The following is a 16,040-nucleotide window of genomic DNA, read 5'->3' as shown; positions in this document are numbered from 1 at the left end:
TGTTTTCACTCCCCCAAACCACCACATTACCATGGGCTTTGTTTCCGAATTCAAGGAGTTCATTTCAAAGGGCAACGTGCTCGATCTGGCCATCGGCGTTATCATCGGCGCCGCTTTCGGCAGCATCGTCAAGTCGTTGACCGATGACATTCTGATGCCCATCCTGAGTATTCCAACCAGAGGCATCGATTTCAAAAACTGGTTTTTGGCGCTGGATGGCAACAAATACGAAACCATCGAGAAGGCCAAGGAAGCCGGCGCTGCCACGGTCAACTACGGCAACTTCATCAACGCCGTCATTTACTTCCTCATCATTGCTTTCGTCATCTTCTGGGTGGTGAAGCTGGCCAACCGCTTCAAGAAGCCCGCCGCCCCGGTCGTCGTGGTGGACCCGGGGCCCACCAAGGACCAGGCGCTGCTGATGGAAATCCGCGACGCGCTGCGCAACCGCGCCTAATCTTACCCGCTGCTTTTTTCGACCCTTCCTACTTGCAACGCCCGGTTTGGCCGGCCAATGCGCCTTGCCCCGGGCAGCGCAAAGGCCGGCCTTGCTGTTGGGGTAACACTTTAATGTGGTGTCGGGAATTGGTTGTAATTCTGTAAATTGTAGGAGTAAGGTTTTTTATGTAACCTTGGCGGAGCGGAGCCGGTAAGTTCACCCACTTTTGAACTAACTTCCCGCCCCACCCGTTGCGCCGGCGTAGTTGCCACCCTGCTTGTTCACCGACGCGCACTTCAATTCATCCCCCATGAAACAATACGTTGCCGCTGCGGCTCTGCTATTCGGCGGGCTGCTGACGACTACGGCCACCCAGGCCCAGACTGCCACCCCCTTCACCGGCGGCGACAAGCCCAAGCGCGAGGCCGCGACCAAGAAGCGCAAGCAGCCTTCGGCCGAGGAGCTGGCCCGCATGCAGCAGCGCATGAGCATGAACCCCGACGAGGTGAAGCGCGACCAGCAGATAGAGGTGCTCGAAGCCCGCGCCGGCATCAGCAACAGCTCCCTCACCCGCGGCTCGTCCTCGGCCCGCACCTACGACCGCGCCTCCGGGGGCTTCGTAGTGCGCGAGTTCCGCGACAAGCGCAACGCCAACATGCAGAAGCGCGGGCAGACGCGCCCCGCCCCCGGCATCGACCCGCCCGGCAAGCCCCTCAAGCACAAAAAGCCCCATAAAGGCTTCCTGTTTTTCAAGTAAGAACCCACGAAAAAACCCCGGTGCAAGGCGCCGGGGTTTTTTACTTCTTCAGATTGTCGGGTCAGAGCCACCGTTCGCCTCTGAGCGCTGAAGAAAGTCGGGAATAAGGAGGAATGCGCCCTCTGAGCGGGCCGCGGGGCGCCGTCAACCAATGCTGAGGGCCAGCCCCAGCAGCGCAGCCAGCAGCAAACCGGCGCAGCGACTCAGAAAGGCGGATTTCATGGCAGTAGCGGTTGGGCAATGAAGCAGCTAGAGCTTGACGAACTCCACGCGCTGGTTCAGGGCGGCGTACTCGTCGTCGGGCTCGGAGTAGAGCGGCTGAGCGCTGCCTATGCCTTTGGCCGACAGGCGGGTGCCATCGATGCCCAGGCCGATGAGGGCAGCGCGTACGGCGTCGGCGCGGCGCTGGGCCAGCTTCTGGTTGGCCGTTTTGTCGCCGGTCAGTAGCGTATGGGCCTCGATGCGCAGGCGCACGTCGGGGTTGCGGCGCAGCATATCGGCCATGCCCTTCACGAAGGGCTGCGAGTCGGCCAGCAGCGTGGCTGAGCCTTCCTCAAACTGCATGCTGTGCGACACCACGCGGCCGTTTTCGAGCAGCTGCGAGTAATACGCGCCGGTTTTTTCCGTCACTTTCTTGTCGACGGCCTCGTTGATTTTGCGCTCGGCTACCCGGCTCACGGCCCGGTCGACGGCGCTGTTGAGCAGCCCGAACTGGGCCTGGCTGCGAAGTGGAAGCAGGCAGAGCAGGCTGCCGCAGAGGAAAAGAAATTTCATGGGAGTAGCGGAATAAGGAGGCGGACTACAACGTCGCCAGGGCGTGCAAATCCAGCGTCTGGGCCACAGCCTTTACCAGCCGGGTGTCGTCCTGCCCCGTCGATTCGACGGAGACGAAGAACCGGTCGCCGACGCCCAGGGCTACGGCGGCGCGGTGCTCCATTTTCTGCATGGTTTCGTAGCCGCGCACGCCGGGTAGGCCCAGGTTGCAGCCGCGCATGAGCTGTTCGTCGCTTTCCTGCCAGATGTTGTCGTTCATCAGGGCGGTAGCCCCGGCAAACAAGGCCTGCGCCCCGTTGTAATCGACAACCTGCACCTTCAGGTGCTGCTGGCCGCGGCGGTAGCGCTGTTCGCAGGTGGAGTAGCTAATGCCGCCCATCTGCACCGACTCGCCCTGAGGCTGCCCCTCCCGCACGAAGCCCTCAATCCGCGGCGGCAGGAATTTCTGCAGCTCCGCGTAGGGCAAGGACACCGTGTCGCCGCGCTGGGCCCGCGCCGCCCGCGCCAGCACCTCGGGGCTGCTGGCGGCGGGCAAGCTGGGGACTGGGCCCGGCGCGGAGGCCGCACCGGTGTTCGGCACCTGTCGGCAGCCCAGCAAGGCTACGAGCAGGAATACCCAGCCAGTAAAAAGGCGCGGGGCTTGCATGAAAAGGGTGGGGGAGGGCGGGAGGAAATACGGGCGGTAGCGGCGCGAAGCGCTTAGAATCGGGCGGTAAGGCCGATTTTCAGGTAGGACATATCGTAGCCCACCTCGCCAAAGCCGCCGAAATTGTCGGTCAGCATGTAGCGGGCCCCGATGAAGATGCCCGAAGTGAGGTAGGCGCTGCTCGACTTGTAGCCGCTCAGGCCGGGGGTGTTATCGTAGTAGGTATCCTTCCAGTTTTGCATCCGCACGCCCAGGCTCAGGCCGGCGTAAGTGTCCAGCTTGGGATTTTCGAGGATGTTGTAGTGGTAGGTGCCGCGTACGGATACCAGGATGTTGTTCCAGGTGGACTTGTAGCCGTTGCCGTACTTGTAGCTGTAGCCTTTGTAGCCCACTAGGCCCCCGATGCCGATAATGCCGGGGCCGACGCCCTCGATGGAGCCGCGCTCCACCGACAGGCTCATGGCCGGCGTCGCGTTCAGGGTACCGTAGTAGCCGTAGCCCACCCCGAAGCCGATACCCAAGTTGGCGGCAATGCTGCCCACGCCAAACTCATTGCCGGCAGACTTAGCGGACGGCTTGGCTTTGGTAGCCGCGGGTTTGGCCGCCGGCTTGGCTGGGGCCGCCGCCGTTTCCTCGGCTTCAGCTGGCGCCGCAACGGGCTTGGCAACGGGTTTGGCGGCCGTGGTGGCCGGTTTGGCGGCGGGCTTGGCCGTAGTCGTGGTTTTGCTGGTGGTGGCAGCCGGCTTGGCGGCCGGTTTGGCTACCGGGCGAGTTTGTGCGGTAGCGGGCACGGCAGCCAGCGTCGAGAGGGAGAGGAGGGCGGAGAGTCCAAGCGTTTTCATTGTTGTGCGGGGGTGAACGGTGTAAGGAAGAGTCAAGGATGCGCAGCTGCCAGTAGACCAGCCATCTGCGACAAAACTACCGTACCGAGCCCCCCACCGTCAATCGCATGATGATGTGACGAATGGATATATAATTGAATAATAGTCAGATGCAGGGAAACGAAAGCCGCCCTCGGCCTAGCTCACCAGAGCCGGACCGAGGGCGGTAGAGAAATAGCGTAATCTGGCGCAGATGCGCCGCCCGCAGGCTTCGTCGCTTACAAATCGGCGAAGAGGCGGCGGGCCAGACCACCCACCAGCGGTAGCGGCTCATGCAGGCCGCTCATCGCGGCCATTACCCCCAGCATACGGAGCAGCAGCATCAGGCCCAGGCCCACGCCGGCCACCACCAGGCTGCTCCAGCCCAGGAAGGGCAGCATGAGCAACTGGGTAAGCAGCAGGACGGCCGACATGGCAGTGACCAAGGTCATCTGCCGCAGGTGGAAAGTAGTAAGCGTACCGCGCTGCGCCCGCGGGCAACGGTAGGCCACCAGCCAGCCAAATACCGAGAGGTAGCACATGATAGCCATCTTCCGGTCGATTTGCCCCGCGTCGCGCCACTCGTCGGAAGTGCGGGGCGAGATGCCGACTTCCTCAAAGTCACCGAGCAGGTTACCCAGTCGGTTGCTGAAGCGCCACACGACATCTGCTTCCAAAATTCTACCCAAAGCAAGCATACCAGTGAAGGAAAAGTTGAACCTGAACTGCCCCGTTTCCCAGGGCGGCGAACAGCCGAGAAGCTTATGCTGCCAGGGCAGCCGGGCCGCTTAGTGGTCGACGGTTCAAAGGTGGGCTTTCCGCTCCGCGAAGGGCTAACACCAATGTTGCAAATCCTGACACTAATGTATCAGGCAGCGCAAAGCGCTGATAATCAGAGTGTAATTATTGTGTTAAAAGATGTATAAATGTAACTACATGAATAATTATTGGAGGAGTGAGAGCGAAAGTCCAGGCTTTCACACCGGCACGGGGGCTTGGGCGGCGTACTCCGAGGGCGTCATCAGGTACTGCTCGCGGAAGCATTTGCTGAAGTAGGAGAGGTTGCCGAAGCCGACCTGCTCGGCTACTTCGGCCACGTTGCCGGCCTGGGCCTGCAGCAGTGCCGCCGCCCGGCGCAGGCGCACCGTGCGCACAAACTCCGAGGTCGACTGGTCGGTCAGGGCTTTGAGCTTGCGGTGCAGCTGCACCCGGCTCATGGCCATGTGGTCGGCAAACTGCTCCACGCTGAAATCGGCGTCGGCCATGTGCTGCTCTACCACGGCCATGGCCCGGTTGAGGAAGGTTTCGTCGGCGGAGGTGATGCTGATGTCGCGGGGCTGCAGCGTGACGGCGCGGCCGAAGCGCTGCCGCAGCAGCTGGCGTTGGCGGATGAGGTTGTGCATGCGCACCCGCAGCTCCTCGGGCCGGAAGGGCTTGGTCAGGTACTCGTCGGCGCCCAGGCCAAAGCTGGTGAGGCGGGCTTCGTCGCCGGCGCGGGCCGTGAGCAGGATGACGGGAATGTGGCTGGTCCGCTCGTCCTCGCGCAGGCGGCGGCACAGCTCCAGCCCGTCCATGCGGGGCATCATCAAATCTGACACCACCAGATCGGGCACGGCGGCCACGATGCGCGCCAGCCCCTGTTCCCCGTCCTCGGCCGTCAGCACCCGGAACTCGGCCGCGAGGCAGCCGCGGATGTACTCGCGCATTTCGGGGTTGTCTTCCACCACCAGCACCAGGGGCTGCTCGGCGGCCTCCGCGGCTTCCGGCAGCGGGGCTCCTGCGCTCAGCTCGGGCAAACTCACGGCAGGCGGAGCCAACGCCGCGGCGGGTTGGTCGGCCGGCCGCAGCTCGTCGGCCTGCAGGTGCGCCCGGCCCAGCGGCAGTTCCACCACGAAGGTGGTGCCTTCGCCCAGCACGCTGGAAGCCCGAATGTGGCCGTGGTGCAGGGCCACCAGCTCCTTCACCAGCGCCAGCCCGATGCCCGAGCCTTCATGGCGGCGGGTGCGCGAGTCATCGACCTGGTGGAACCGGTCGAATATCAGCGGCAGGTGCTCGGCCGGAATGCCCACGCCCGTGTCGCGCACGCGCAGCACGGCGTGGCCGGCCTGCTGCTCCACGCTCACCGTGACCTGCCCGCCGGCGGGCGTGAATTTCAGCGCGTTGCCCAGCAGGTTGTAGAGGATTTTATCAAACTGGTCGGCATCAATGTATACCTCCAGCTCCGGCAGGCTACTCTCGAAATGCAGATTCACGTCGTGACTAACGGCCAGGGAGTCAAACGACAGCACGTTGGTGCGCACCGTCCGCACCAGGTCGGTGGGGGCGGCGGCCAGCCGCGTCTGCCCGGCTTCGAGGCGGGCAATGTCGAGCAGCTGGTTGATGAGCTGCAGCAGGCGGCGGGCGTTGCGCAGCATCAGCGCGTACTCGGGGCGGGTGGCTTGCGCGGGCTGTTGCCGGGCCTCAGTCAGCAGCTGCTCCAGCGGGCTGATGATGAGGGTGAGCGGGGTGCGCAGCTCGTGCGAAATGTTGGTGAAGAACTTGGTTTTCAGCTCGTCCAGCTCCTGTAGCTGGTGCGAAGTCCGGATGCTGGCCTGCAACTCCTGGTAAGCCTGCTGCAGCTCGGCGGCCCGCTCGGCCAGCTCCTGGTTGGAGCGCTGCTGCAGCTCCTCCTTTTCGCGCGACACCCGCAGGGCCTGCTCCTGGGCCGCCTGCTTCTCGTGCAGGGCCGCCAGCGCTTGGCCCTGGGCGGCTTCCTTGGCCTGCAACGCGCGCATGGCTTCTTCCTGGGCCAGCTGCCGGTCACGCTTGGCCAGGTTGATGCGGTCGGCCAGACCCAACGACAGCAGAATCATTTCCAGCGCCGAAGCAATGTGCACGCCGTGGGTGGTCCAGAAGCCAAAGTGCGGAATCAGCCCCACCTCGCTCAGGTAGTAGTTGACCACGGCCAGCAGCAGCAGCGTCCAGCCCACCATGTAGTAGCGGGCGGGGCGGTAACCGGCCCGCAAAGCCAGCGTACCGGCCGTCAGCAGCACCACGCTGGTCCACAGCGCCGTGCCGGCCTGCCACCAGGTGGCCGCCTGCGGGCTGGGCGTCAGGATGGTCAGGGCCGGCGCCCAGGCCAGCAGCAACGTAAGGCGCAGCAGCCGGTCGAAGCGCGGCAGCAGGCGCGGCGTTTCCAGGAAGGCCCGGGCCGTGAGCGTGCCGAAGAAGATGGTGCAGGCCAGTACCAAATTCTGGCGCACGTCCAGCTCAAAGCCCGTCAGCGGACTAGGCCAGAGCTGCCGCCAGTAGCCGGTCATGTCCAGCTGCGCGGCCGAAAACGCGGCCACGTAGAGCGAATAGTACAGGTAGCTTTTGTCGCGGACGGAGAGGTAGAGCAGCAGATTGTAGGCCAGCAGGGCCAGCATGATGCCGAAGTACGGGCCCATGGTCCAGTCGCCTTCCCGGGCCCACTGCAGCGCCGAGGCCTGCTCCGCCACGGCGAAGTACACCCGCCGGCCGGCCGGCAGCCGGGCGTAGAGCTGCAGGGTGTCGTCGGGCGTCAAATCCAGATGCAGGTTAAACGGGCGCAGCCGCAGGGCGTGGGTCTGCGCGTAGGGCAGCGTCGAGGTCAGCAGATGCCGCTTCACGGTGCCGTCGGGCCGCTGCAGGTACACTTCCAGGCCGTCGAGGTAATCAGTCTGGGCCAGCAGCAGCCAGCGGGTACCAGCCGGCGTACCCGAGCGGAGGCCGCAGCGGATCCACTGTTCCCCGGCTGCGGCGGCGGTTTCGGTTTCGGCAAACGGCCGGAACTGCCTCGCCCAGCGCGCCGACTGCACCTGGGCCAGCGTCAGGCCGGCGGGAGCCTCCAGCACCTGGGCATCCTCGTACAGCCAGTTCCAGGCGGCCGTGTCGCGCACCACCGTCACCGGCAGGGGGGCAGCCGCGGCGGAACCGGCCAGCAACAGCCAGCCCCACATGCAGAGTAACAGTTGCTTCATGCGGAACGGTGGTAGGAAAAAGAGCGCACCCTGAATATACAACCCATTGCGGCATAGATTCCGAAATACTGCGCCGCGTTGCTCAGGGCCCAAAAAAAGCCCCGGCCGTTTCCGGTCCTGTCCTTCCAAACCTTCTGCAAAGCGCTGGGCGGTAGGCCGGCGCTTTTTGGGTACAAGCAGTAGCTTACAGGCGTGTCGACCGGTATTGGTGAGGCACAACAAACAGTGGGCGCATTCGGGAGCATGCAATGAGGCGATATTCGTCGCAGCCGGCGGGTGGTACCTCTGGCGGTGGGCCCATGACCCGGGTAGGCCCTCCTGGGCGGGCGGTCTAATGGCGGCCGAGTTGCAAGTGCTACTTCATTAAAGTCCGCGCCACTCGCGACAGGCCATGACGTGTGCCGCGCTCTGGCTGCGCTGGGCGGGTACCTGGGCTGCTAGGGCGAGGGCTAGCCCGGCTAGCAAACCCTCTGGCTCGGACGTACCATCCGACGATTACTGGTTGAAGGCGTTCATCCTGCCGTCTTGTGGCGCGACGAAGATGCCTGGTAAAGAAGAAGCGCCGACCAGTAGGTCAGCGCTTCGCAAGTTTTGGGTAAAGACAAGAAACGCGCGTTCCAGCCAGGCTTACTGGTGTAATAACGCCTGACCTTAGTGGGCCACAACGATTTTTTGAGTTCGGGAAGCACTGCCCACCTGGACATGCAGGTAGTATATGCCGTTGGGTAGTTGCCGCGTATCCACAAACTGCTGGCTGGCTGACTTGCGCGTGCCGCCGGCTACCGTTCTCCCGAGCGCGTCCTGCAACTGGCACCGCAGGTCTGAAGCGTCGCCTTTGAGCTCGACCGTGAGCCCCGTGTTGGCAGGGTTGGGGTAGGCCTCGACGTCCACCAGCTGCTTGGGGCGGTGGAGCACCGGTTTGGAGGTAATCGTCAGCGGGACCATGCTGGGACGTGGTGACGGAGGATTCCAAGAGCACGTCAAATGGTCCCACCTCACGTAGCGTACTTCGCCCTGGACTCCTACGTAGTAAAGGCTGTTGTCGGCCTGACGGACCAAGCCCCATTGGCAATCATTAATGTCCGGGTAGTAGTAGTGGCCGCATTGCTGCATGCTTGTAATGCCGGTACCGCTTCGGTAAATAAAGGTGTTCTCGCCAGTGACTTGGATGTCACCCCAGGCAGCGGTGGCCCCATCAACGTCGCTCAGGCCGCTGACCCAGTGCCCGTTGTTCCATCCGTGATAGTATTTGGTCGCAGCAACACGCTGGTTCCACGTGATGCAATACACCTTAGCGTAGTCGTCGTTGTTCCGTTTTTCTATCGCAATGCCCTTGACCGCATCCAAGTTGATGTTGTATGAGTCGGCAATCGTCCAGCCAGAAAAGCCATGATGCACGGCCGTCAAACGTGGAGACCGGGTTGGGTCGGACGGTTGCGCAATGTAGATAACCGTTCCGGCAGTGGGGCAGGCAATGGCGCCTTCCACCGCTGCGACTGTGATGGGGTTGCCATTTGGATTTATCGGTGCCCACCCCCATACGTTACTTCCCTCAAAGGTCTCTTTGACGTACTCTAAGTGGTTGGTTGTCGCCGCCCGGTAATAGATGGCAAGGTTAGGAACACGCTCATACATAGGTCCACTGGCCTCGAATACCAGGGAGCCCGCCGCGTACACCGGACCGGTGTTGGTAGGCGTGACGGTGTATACAGTCCAAGCGCCCGCGTTATACTGGCAGTACTTGATCTGCTGCGACGTGCTGCGGTAAAATAGCCGGCCGCGCTTCTGAAACATCAGGTTGTCCGCCGCGTCGGTTACGTTGGGAATGGTGCTCATTACCCAGTGGGGGGTAGCCGCCTGGGCATCCCACTGAGCATGCTTAATCTGTCCAGTGGCGGCGTCAACCCAGTAAAGAGAGCCATCTTCCTCTATGGCAATATTGCTGAGGGTTCGGTGCAGTGCCGGCGCGGAGGCGTCGTACACCGCATCTGTTGTAGTATGCGAGGGCGGATTAGTAGACCACAGTTCACGAATGCTCTCCATTTCTCGTGTGGTCTGATTGTTGGGTAAATACTGACTGGTAATAGTTCCGCAAGTCGACCCATTATAAGGCTGGGCACTGCTTGCTACGTTAAATCTGTACATGGTCCCGATAGACGGAACTAAATTGTCATACAGTTTTCGGCGACCAGGCATTTGGAAATTAATATTAGGCGCATTGCATTTTAGCCAATTATACATATAGCGTAGCCAATCAGCGCGGTATTCACAAGGTTGTGCGGCGAACCAGGTGATTTCTTCAAATCCCCAGTTGATCATTGTCGGGTCAGGCACCGAGCTATCATTAAGGGCATTATCAAGCTCAACCAAAAACATGCGCGGATTGGAGATGCCCAAGGCATTTTTATCCGGTATATTACAGCTATTACTCATCGGCAGCGCCCCCCAGGTCGGAGACGTGTAAAAGCTGTTCGTGCCCAAACGACCTGCCGTTATGACTCGTTTCGCGTCGAGCGGGAAGGAATAGAAATCGAACAAGTCCACTGGGGCAGACATGGAGGCATTCTGGTATAGAAAGAGCTCCTTGCTGTGAGGATCCAGTACGACATACCCGTTTCGGGTTCCTTTGAAAGAAGTCAGTTGTAGACCCTTAGCCAATCCTAAGTCATTCGTGAAGTTAATTGAACCGTTGGCTGCAAATTCCCTGATTTTGTCAAACAGCACTTTGGTGTGGTGGTAACGCGGGTACAGCCCGCCCGAGGTCTCCGGTTTATCATTTGCAGCCATATAATCCCACGGACCCATGTGCAAGGCTTCAATGCCGCATGCCATGTACATGCATGCACGGTAATAAATCCACAGTTTTGCTTCGCGTTTGGTTACGTCGGGCGCCAGATTATTATTTGCGGTAGGATTATTTGGGTCGTTTGGCGTATACGTGATGCTGTCAGGGATGAAAGTACGGGCTGGCATTGGAGGAGTTAGCCCCCAATCTTTGTATACCCAGTCCGGAATGAGGATAGAACTTGCGTTGCTATGTAGGACACCTGAGGAATCACGGTAGCCGATATATTCAAAAATACCAGCCTGAACAATCCGGTCGTTCCGCGTGCAGGAAGCAAGCCCACCCGGGTTGCATCCCAAAAGAAGTCCGGTGTAGCGTAGCGTCTTTCGAAAATGCTCCTCCTCGGTATCGGTCGGAGGGTAAGGACCAGAATGTGGATCAAACGTCTCATAGGTCGAATTCCACCACCAAGCTGCTCTACCGATAAACTTCGCATCGATGGTGTTCAGATCCCTTATGTCTTGCTGCTTTTGTTGATCATCGTATCTGTCTGTGCATACGCCACTCATTGTAATGGCTTTGGCCAACATTGGTTTAAGGGTAGCATCCGGAATCCGGGTGACTGGCCGCTGCGGTTGCCCGACTTGGGCCCGAGCACCCAAGCTCAACAAGACGCAGAGTAGAAGAGATAGAAGTTTTGTTCGCATGCAGTTAGGATTAAGAGGTGATTAAGAGACTGTTGACAAGATATAATATTAGCTCCATTGCTGTATTGCGTGAAGAATGTTAAATTAAAAAGACACTCAACTCAGCGGAATGGGGTAAGCGGTATGTTAGGCATACAATCGTAACCATAGCGCAACGACTACGCAATGCCGCTATCCAACTTTGCCGGCGAAAGGTGACCAGGTGGCTACGCCCTCTTGGAAACAAGAAAGCCTCGGCGTAGGACCGAGGCTTTCTTGTTTCCAAGCTTCCGAGAACAAAGAAATCCCGACCGCAGAGTCTTGTCCCTGCCCAAAACTTTTTCTAGGTGTTCAAGTGTGAATTACAGCCCCTCCGGTTTTGGCCAAAGCGGTCCTGAAAGAAGTAAGGCTACTTGGCAACCACGCAAAAAAGCCCCTCCGGCCATGCAGGCGGAGGGGCTTTCCGGTCTGGGCTGTTCTGGCACTGCCAAGCCAGGGGCTTACAGCGTCCGTTTCACTTCTTTCTCGTCGAAGCCCTCGATGATGTCACCTTCTTTCAGGTCGTCGAAGCCTTTGATCGAGATACCGCATTCGTAGCCTTGGCGCACTTCCGAGACGTCGTCCTTGAAGCGTTTCAGGGCCTGAATGCCGCCGGTGTGCAGTACGATACCGTCGCGCACCACGCGCACCTTAGTGTTGCGGGTGATGGTGCCGTCCGTCACCATACAGCCGGCAATGGTGCCGACCTTGGTGATGTTGAACACCTGGCGCACTTCCACCGTGGCCACCGTGACTTCCTGCACCGTCGGGGCGAGCATGCCTTCCATGGCGTCCTTCACCTCGTTGATGGCGTTGTAAATGATCGAGTAGAGGCGGATGTCAATCTGCTCCTGCTCGGCCAGCTTACGCGCGCCCAGCGACGGACGCACCTGGAAGCCGATGATGATGGCGTCGGAAGCCGAGGCCAGCTGCACGTCCGACTCGGAAATGGCACCCACGCCTTTCAGCAGGATATTCACCGCAATTTCCGGCGTGCTCAGCTTCAGCAGCGAGTCCGACAGAGCTTCCACCGAGCCGTCCACGTCGCCTTTCACGATGAGGTTCAGCTCCTTGAACGAAGCCAGGGCCAGGCGGCGGCCAATCTCGTCGAGCGTGATGTGCTTCTTGGTGCGCATCGACTGCTCGCGCTGTAGCTGCAGGCGCTGGGTAGCAATTTCGCGGGCTTCGCGCTCCGTCTCCATCACCACTACCTTGTCGCCGGCCTGCGGGGCACCTTGCAAACCGAGCAGCTGCACCGGCGTCGAGGGGCCAGCCGTCTTCATCTTCTTGCCGCGGTGGTCCGTCATGGCCTTCACGCGGCCGTAGTGCGGACCAGCCAGCACGATGTCGCCGACTTCCAGCGTACCCGTCTGCACCAGGATGGTGGTTACGTAGCCGCGGCCCTTGTCGAGCGAGGCTTCGATAACCGAACCCACCGCGCGGCGGTCCGGGTTGGCTTTCAGCTCCAGCAGTTCGGCTTCGAGCAGCACCTTTTCGAGGAGGTCCTCGATGCCGGCACCGGTTTTGGCCGAAACTTCCTGCGACTGGTACTTACCGCCCCATTCTTCCACCAGGATGTTAATGGCCGACAGTTCCTCGCGGACTTTGTCGGGGTTGGCACCCGGCTTATCAATTTTGTTCAGGGCAATAACAATCGGCACGCCAGCAGCCTGCGCGTGGTTGATGGCTTCCTTGGTCTGCGGCATCACCGAGTCGTCGGCCGCCACCACGATGATGGCAATGTCCGTCACCTTGGCACCGCGGGCACGCATGGCAGTAAACGCTTCGTGACCCGGAGTATCGAGGAAGGTCACCTTGCGGCCCGAGGCGGTTTTCACCTCGTAGGCGCCGATGTGCTGGGTAATACCGCCGGCTTCGCCCTTGGCCACCTGCGCGTTGCGGATGTAGTCCAGCAGCGAGGTTTTACCGTGGTCGACGTGACCCATGATGGTCACAATCGGCGCACGCTCAACCAGAGCGTCCGGATCATCTTCCTCGACCACGGCCACATCCTGCTCGTCTTCTGCCGAGAGGAATTCCACGTCGTAGCCAAACTCGTCGGCAATGACGGTAATGGCTTCGGCGTCGAGGCGCTGGTTGATGGACACGAACATGCCCATGTTCAGGCAGACCTTGATAACCTCGTTCACCGACACGTTCATCAGCGAAGCCAAGTCGTTGGCCGAGATAAACTCGGTCAGCTTCAGGGTCTTCGAGGCCAACTCGCTCTGCTGGCGGGCTAGCTCCGTGGCTTCCGCAATACCGGCGCGCTTGTCGCGGCGGTACTTGGCACGGTTGCCCTGGTTGCCGCCGCGGCCGCCGCTCAGGCGGGCCAGCGTAGCCTTGATCTGGTCCTGAATCTGCTTGTCGTTCTGTTCCGGCGTAGCGGGCTGACCCTGGCCTTGGCCGGGCCGCGGGCCGCGGTTGTCGCCGGGACGGCCACCACCGGGGCGGTTGCCCTGGCCGGGACCACCCGGACGGTTGCCGCCGGGGCGGTTGCCCTGGTAGCCAGTGCCGGTCGGACGGTTGTCGCCCTGGCTCTGACCGCCGCCTTGCTGGCCCTGGCCGGGCACGGCAATGCGGGCGCGCTTTTTCTTGTCGCCGATGCCGGCTTTGCGCACGTCGGACGAGGCAACGGGGCGGGCCCCGCGGCCACCACCGCGGCGCGAAGCATCCACGGGCAGCTCAATCTTGCCGAGTACCGTCAGGCCTTTCAGCTGCTCGCCACGGGCTACGATGGTGCCCTGGTCGCCCTCACCACCTGCAGCCGGCGTTTCCGTCGGCGCGGCGGGGGCGGCGGGGGCAGCCGGAGCCTGAGCTACGGGAGCGGGGGCGGGTGCCGGGGTAGGAGCGGGCGCTGGTGCAGCCGGAGCAGCGGGCTTGGCCTCAGCGGCCGGAGCCGGAGCCGGCGTTGGGGCCGGAGCGGGCGCGGGTTCCGGCTTGGGGGCCGGAGCGGGCGCGGGCTGCTGAGCTACCGGGGCCGGAGCCGGAGTAGGTGCCGGAGCGGGCGTGGGTTCCGGCTTGGGGGCCGGAGCAGGCGCGGGTTGCTGGGCAGCCGGAGCCGGTGCGGGAGCGGGCGTCGGCTGAGCCGGGCGCGGCGGCACCGGCCGGCCCTTGGCGTCCAGCTCGATTTTGCCTAATACTTTCAGGCCCGGCACCGGACGACCGTTGTCGGCCGGCTGCTGGGCGGGTGCCTGGGGCGCGGCCGGCTGAGTCGGGGCCTGCGCTGCAGGGGCGGGAGCCGGGGCCGGCTGCGGCGCAGCCGGCTTGGCGGGCTCCACGGGTTTGGGGGCCGGAGCGGCGGCTTTCGCCGCGGCTTCTTTGGCCTGGGCGGCCTGTTCCAGCTCGGTGTGGCGCAGCGTCTGGCCGCGCTTGGCGGCTTCGGCCTTGTCCTGGGCCGATGAAGCAAACTCCTTATTCAGCAGCGCGACCTGATCGGACGAGAGCTTGGTGGTGGGTTTATTTTCAACAGAAATGCCCTTCGTCGCGAGAAAGTCCACAATTGTGTGGGTCCCGACGTTCAGGTCCGTGGCCGCTTGTTTCAGTCGTTTGCTTGCTGCTTCCGCCATTCTTGGGTTGCGCTCGATACTCGTAGTTGGGTGCAAAAGTACGATTTAATTATTGCCAAACGGCGGAAAACCCACCTATTCAGGCAGGTCTTCCGCCGGACTGTGCCCGAGCGGCTCCGGCCCTTACGTACAGGGCCGGGCCGCTGGTTACTGCTGCGATTCGGTTTCTTCGCCCTCAGCGGGCGTTTCTTCCTCGTCTTCGCCGTCAAATTCGGCCTGGATGATGCGGAACACGTCCTCGACGTTTTCCTCTTCCAGCTCGGTGCGGCGCACGATGTCGGCCTTGTTTACGGCCAGCACCGCCCGACCCGTATCGAGGCCGATTTTCTTCAGTTCATCGATGATCCACTGGTCGATTTCGTCGCTGAATTCTTCCAGCGTGATATCCTCTTCGTAGGAATCGGCTTCGCGGAAGACGTCGATTTCCATGCCGACGAGGCGGGAGGCCAGTTTGATGTTGGCGCCGCCCCGGCCGATGGCCAGTGAAACCTGGTCCGGCTTCAAGAACACCGAAACCCTACCGGTTTGTTCATTTATTTTCATCGTGCTGATGCGGGCAGGCGACAGAGCACGCTGAATGTAGAGCTCCAGGTTATCGGTGTAGTTGATGATGTCGATGTTCTCGTTCTCCAACTCGCGCACGACGGCGTGGATGCGGCTGCCCTTCATGCCCACGCAGGCGCCCACCGGGTCGATGCGGTCGTCGTAGCTTTCCACGGCCACTTTGGCCCGCTCGCCCGGCTCGCGCACGATGTTCTTGATGGTGATGAGGCCGTCGGCAATTTCCGGGACTTCCTGCTCCATCAGGCGCTCCAAGAAGGCCGGGGCGGCGCGCGACAGGATAATCTTGGGGGCGCCATTGAGCACGTCGACGCGGTGCACGACGGCGCGGATGGTGTCGCCCTTGCGGTAGCGGTCTTTGGGAATCTGCTCCGGCTTGGGCAGGCTCAGCTCGTTTTCTTCCTGGTCGAGCACGAGGGTTTCGCGGCCCCACACCTGGTACACTTCGCCGGCAATGATTTCGCCGACCATGTCCTTGTACTTCTGGTAGAGGTTGTCGCGCTCCAGGTCCTTCACGCGCTGAATCAGCGTCTGGCGGGCCATGAGCACGGCGCGGCGGCCAAAATCTTCCAGCTTCACCTGCTCCGACACTTCCTCGCCCACCTCGAAGTCGGGCTCGATTTTCTGGGCTTCGGCCAGCGGAATTTTGTCGTGGTCCCAGATATCCTCCGAGTCATCGTCCACGATTTCGCGGTTGCGCCAGATTTCCAGGTCACCGTTGTCGGGGTTGATAATCACGTCGAAGTTCGAGTCGTCGTCGTACTTCTTGCGGATCATCGTGCGGAACACCTCCTCCAGGATGCTCATCATCGTGGGGCGGTCGATGTTCTTGAACTTGGCAAACTCCGAGAAGCTCTCGATGAGGTTGAGGGTGTTCATCATAGTCGCTGATTGTTAAATTGTCGGATTGTTAAATTGTTGATTGTTAGATGCCTGGTGTTTTT

At 61.4% G+C, this 16,040-nt stretch carries 10 protein-coding genes; 2 read left to right on the top strand and 8 right to left on the bottom strand.

The window, feature by feature from the left end:
* Positions 1-31 precede the first annotated feature (31 nt).
* On the top strand, positions 32-457 hold the full coding sequence (gene mscL, locus EJV47_RS12120; RefSeq protein ID WP_126693422.1) for a large conductance mechanosensitive channel protein MscL: 426 nt from the start codon (positions 32-34) through the stop codon (positions 455-457).
* A gap of 292 nt (positions 458-749) precedes the next feature.
* A complete protein-coding gene (locus tag EJV47_RS12115; protein ID WP_126693421.1) occupies positions 750-1,196 on the top strand; it encodes a hypothetical protein in 447 nt (148 codons plus the stop codon).
* Positions 1,197-1,445: 249 nt separating this feature from the next.
* Here the strand turns inward: EJV47_RS12115 and EJV47_RS12110 are convergent, their stop codons facing one another.
* The 8 genes from EJV47_RS12110 to nusA form a co-directional block, all read right to left on the bottom strand.
* On the bottom strand, positions 1,446-1,970 hold the full coding sequence (locus tag EJV47_RS12110) for an OmpA family protein (protein ID WP_126693420.1): 525 nt from the start codon (positions 1,968-1,970) through the stop codon (positions 1,446-1,448).
* Positions 1,971-1,995: 25 nt separating this feature from the next.
* A complete protein-coding gene (locus tag EJV47_RS12105) occupies positions 1,996-2,616 on the bottom strand; it encodes a hypothetical protein (protein WP_126693419.1) in 621 nt (206 codons plus the stop codon).
* 53 nt (positions 2,617-2,669) lie between these two features.
* On the bottom strand, positions 2,670-3,458 hold the full coding sequence (locus EJV47_RS12100; protein WP_126693418.1) for a hypothetical protein: 789 nt from the start codon (positions 3,456-3,458) through the stop codon (positions 2,670-2,672).
* Positions 3,459-3,715: 257 nt separating this feature from the next.
* Positions 3,716-4,153 (bottom strand): hypothetical protein, encoded by a 438-nt coding sequence (locus tag EJV47_RS12095; RefSeq protein ID WP_126693417.1) that lies wholly within the window; start codon positions 4,151-4,153, stop codon positions 3,716-3,718.
* Between the two features lie 300 nt (positions 4,154-4,453).
* Positions 4,454-7,456, bottom strand: a complete 3,003-nt coding sequence (locus EJV47_RS12090) for a 7TM diverse intracellular signaling domain-containing protein (RefSeq protein WP_126693416.1) — start codon at positions 7,454-7,456, stop codon at positions 4,454-4,456.
* Positions 7,457-8,107: 651 nt separating this feature from the next.
* Complete coding sequence (locus tag EJV47_RS12085) at positions 8,108-10,831, bottom strand: T9SS type A sorting domain-containing protein (RefSeq protein WP_165903722.1); 2,724 nt, start codon at positions 10,829-10,831, stop codon at positions 8,108-8,110.
* A 596-nt stretch (positions 10,832-11,427) separates the two neighbouring features.
* The gene (infB, locus tag EJV47_RS12080; RefSeq protein WP_126693414.1) at positions 11,428-14,535 is read right to left on the bottom strand and encodes a translation initiation factor IF-2; all 3,108 of its coding nucleotides are present in this window, start codon (positions 14,533-14,535) and stop codon (positions 11,428-11,430) included.
* Positions 14,536-14,682: 147 nt separating this feature from the next.
* Positions 14,683-15,975: a transcription termination factor NusA gene (gene nusA / locus EJV47_RS12075; protein WP_126693641.1), complete on the bottom strand. Its 1,293-nt coding sequence runs from the start codon at positions 15,973-15,975 to the stop codon at positions 14,683-14,685.
* Positions 15,976-16,040 lie beyond the last annotated feature (65 nt).

The organism is Hymenobacter gummosus (genome assembly GCF_003970915.1).
Taxonomy (GTDB): Bacteria; Bacteroidota; Bacteroidia; order Cytophagales; family Hymenobacteraceae; genus Solirubrum; species Solirubrum gummosum.
The sequence above is the reverse complement of the archived record's forward strand: the minus strand, read 5'-3'. Positions and strand labels throughout refer to the sequence as shown.

What these genes read in the sequence shown, in the direction of transcription:
- EJV47_RS12090 (WP_126693416.1), bottom strand. Translation starts at nt 7,456, where the DNA reads ATGAAGCAACTGTTACTCTGCATGTGGGGCTGGCTGTTGCTGGCCGGT.
- EJV47_RS12085 (WP_165903722.1), bottom strand. Translation starts at nt 10,831, where the DNA reads ATGTTGGCCAAAGCCATTACAATGAGTGGCGTATGCACAGACAGATAC.
- EJV47_RS12110 (WP_126693420.1), bottom strand. Translation starts at nt 1,970, where the DNA reads ATGAAATTTCTTTTCCTCTGCGGCAGCCTGCTCTGCCTGCTTCCACTT.
- EJV47_RS12115 (WP_126693421.1), top strand. Translation starts at nt 750, where the DNA reads ATGAAACAATACGTTGCCGCTGCGGCTCTGCTATTCGGCGGGCTGCTG.
- infB (WP_126693414.1), bottom strand. Translation starts at nt 14,535, where the DNA reads ATGGCGGAAGCAGCAAGCAAACGACTGAAACAAGCGGCCACGGACCTG.
- EJV47_RS12100 (WP_126693418.1), bottom strand. Translation starts at nt 3,458, where the DNA reads ATGAAAACGCTTGGACTCTCCGCCCTCCTCTCCCTCTCGACGCTGGCT.
- nusA (WP_126693641.1), bottom strand. Translation starts at nt 15,975, where the DNA reads ATGAACACCCTCAACCTCATCGAGAGCTTCTCGGAGTTTGCCAAGTTC.
- EJV47_RS12105 (WP_126693419.1), bottom strand. Translation starts at nt 2,616, where the DNA reads ATGCAAGCCCCGCGCCTTTTTACTGGCTGGGTATTCCTGCTCGTAGCC.
- mscL (WP_126693422.1), top strand. Translation starts at nt 32, where the DNA reads ATGGGCTTTGTTTCCGAATTCAAGGAGTTCATTTCAAAGGGCAACGTG.